The organism is Actinomadura rubrisoli, assembly GCF_004349215.1.
Classification (GTDB): domain Bacteria; phylum Actinomycetota; class Actinomycetes; order Streptosporangiales; family Streptosporangiaceae; genus Spirillospora; species Spirillospora rubrisoli.
Genome location: NZ_SMKU01000661.1, coordinates 1 through 1823, shown reverse-complemented (window position 1 = coordinate 1823; position 1823 = coordinate 1). Strand labels below are relative to the sequence as shown.

Below are 1823 nucleotides of genomic sequence, written 5' to 3'. Positions count from 1 at the left end.
CCGTTCTGTGTCTGGTGGGCTGGGAGATGTGAATAAGAGAGAGGGGGGGGGGTGGGGCCGTGGTGGACCGGACGATCAGCTCCGCGGGAAGCCGCACGTGTTCCCTGCGCGCGGCCGGGGCGGCGATCAGGTCGAGGAGCAGCCGCGCCGCCACCTCGCCCTTGCGCACCAGCGGCTGCCGGACGGTCGTCAGCGGCGGGGCCGCCGACGCGGCCGACGGCAGGTCGTCGAAGCCCACCACCGACAGGGCGCCCGGCACCGCGACGCCGAGGTCGCGGGCCGCCGCGAGGACGCCCTCGGCGAGCCGGTCGGTCATCGCGAGGATCGCGGTCGGCCGCCGCTCCGCCGGGCCCTCCAGCAGCCCCCGCGCCGCCGCCCGGCCCAGCTCGGCGGTGTTGCCGCCGCACTCCACCACCGGCGGGCGTTCCCCGGCCGGCAGCGCGTCGAAGTATCCGGCGATGCGGTGCCGCGCGACGGCGTAGGTCGCGCCGCGCACCCGCGCGCCGCCTGCCGGGCCCGAGCGGGCGTCGCCGGCGAGCCGGTCGGCGAGCACCGCGACCCGGCGGTGCCCGAGGACTGCCACATGGGCGGCGGCCTGCCGCGCCCCGTCGCGGTCGTCGACGCACACGAACGGCTCGGCGTCGCCGGGACGCGGCTCCGGCTCGTCCACCACCACCATCGGGAGGCCCCGAGCGCGCGCGGCCACCAGCCCCGGATGCTCGTCCGGCAGCGAATACGCCAGGAACCCGTCGACCACCGCGCGGTGCACCGCGTCCGACGCCCACGTCCCGGACGACGGGGACTCCGGCGGCGCCGGGATCAGCGTCAGGCCCACGTCGGCCAGTTCGCTCGTGCCCGCCACCCCTTGCAGGAACATCACCGCCGCCGGGTCGGTGAACGCGTAGGACAGGGCCTCGGTGAACAGCACTCCGAACGCCCCGGCGTGGCGTGTCGCCAGGCCCGCCGCGAGCGGGTCGGGCCCGGGATAGCCGAGCTCGCGGGCGGCCTCCAGGATCCGCTCGCGCAGCGCCGCCGACAGCCGGTCCGGGCGGTGGTAGGCGTTGGAGACCGTCGTGTGCGACACGCCCACGGCGGCCGCCACGTCCCGCAGCGTCGCCATCGCGGTCCCTTCACCGGAGGATAGGCAGTTGACCGGTCAACAGAGTAGCTCGTACCCTCCTTGTGTTTACCGGTCAACACGTGAAGGAGGTGCGGTGGTGGCGGTTCCGGAGCGGCGGGTCCGCGCGGCGCGCCGGGCCGTGACGGCGGTGTTCTTCCTCAACGGGGCGGTCTTCGCGTCCTGGCTGCCGCGCATCCCCGAGGTCAAGACCGACCTCGGGCTCGGCTCCGCCGCCCTCGGCGCCGCGCTCACCGGGCCCGCGCTCGGCTCGGTCGTGGCGATGACCGCGGCCGGGGCGCTGGTCGCGCGGCTCGGCAGCCGCCCCGTGACGCGGGTGGCGTTCGCCGCGTTCTGCGTCCTGCCCGGCCTGATCGGCCTCGCGGGATCCTGGGGCGCGCTGTTCGCCGCGCTCACCGCGTGGGGCGCCGCGCTCGGCTGCCTGGACGTCTCCATGAACAGCGCCGGGATGACCGTCCAGGACCGCTACGGGCGGCCGATCATGTCGGGTCTGCACGCCAGCTTCAGCGGCGGCGCCCTGGCCGGCGCGGTGGCCGGGTCGGCCGCCGCCCACCACGGCGTGCCCGTCCCCCTCCACCTGGGCGGGACGGGCGCCGCCGCCCTGGTGATCGGCCTCGTGGCCACCCGGGCGCTGCTGCCCGCCGGGGCCGACGCGCAGGCGGGCGGCCCCGCGTTCGCCCGCCCC

Annotated in this window: 2 protein-coding genes; one reads left to right on the top strand and one right to left on the bottom strand. The window is 77.2% G+C overall.

The genetic code is table 11. The features are described 5' to 3' along the window. Positions 1 to 1120, bottom strand: a 1120-nt coding sequence (locus E1298_RS46625) for a LacI family DNA-binding transcriptional regulator (protein ID WP_131903761.1), incomplete at its 3' end; no start/stop codon positions are given. Positions 1121 to 1214: 94 nt separating this feature from the next. Between E1298_RS46625 and E1298_RS46620 the strand changes: the two genes are divergently transcribed. Next, positions 1215 to 1823 (top strand): MFS transporter (locus tag E1298_RS46620; RefSeq protein WP_165975998.1); only part of this gene is annotated, 609 nt, incomplete at its 3' end.